The following is a 539-nucleotide window of genomic DNA, read 5'->3' on the forward strand; positions in this document are numbered from 1 at the left end:
GCTCGGCATGTAAGGCGTAATCAACAGGCACGGGCGCGGCCACCGTAACCGTATCGCACAGCGGGCGGCGTCGTTCGGCGGACAAGGCTTCGCGCACTTGGTTCAATAATTCTTCAGACGGCATACCGGTTTTGGTCAGCACGGTTACGCGCACCTGCCCGCCGACCGGTTGGCCGTCTGAAGTTTCGGGGTTGTCGACGAACACGTCGCAGATGGTCTGGTTGACGGCGCGGGCGAAGTATTCATACGCGCCCACGGGTCCGGCCACGCTGAAACTTTCGGGAGCGAGCAGAATGCGCTTGCGGTAGGCTTCGTCGTCTTCCGTATCCGCGCCGCCCGCGGGCACGCTGATGTTGGCGGCTTTGATTTCCACCCCCGCCACGGGCTGCACGGCCAAGCTGTTGATTTGCCCGGCCGACCAGCCGTTGCCGACCACGCCGCTTTGCGTGCAGACGGCCTCCACCGATACTGCGGGGCGTTCGGCGGTCAATACCGCCACTTCTTCGGTGGCAAACGCCACTTCGCCTGCCGAGACCAAC

1 protein-coding gene is annotated in these 539 nt (G+C 64.0%); it reads right to left on the reverse strand.

Annotated elements, in window-relative coordinates; translation table 11 throughout:
• Positions 1 to 539: baseplate J/gp47 family protein (locus tag BDE01S_RS10955; RefSeq protein WP_174520394.1), on the reverse strand; the 539-nt coding region annotated here is incomplete at both ends.

The sequence above is a fragment of the Bergeriella denitrificans NBRC 102155 genome, from assembly GCF_001592185.1.
Lineage (GTDB): Bacteria > Pseudomonadota > Gammaproteobacteria > Burkholderiales > Neisseriaceae > Neisseria > Neisseria denitrificans.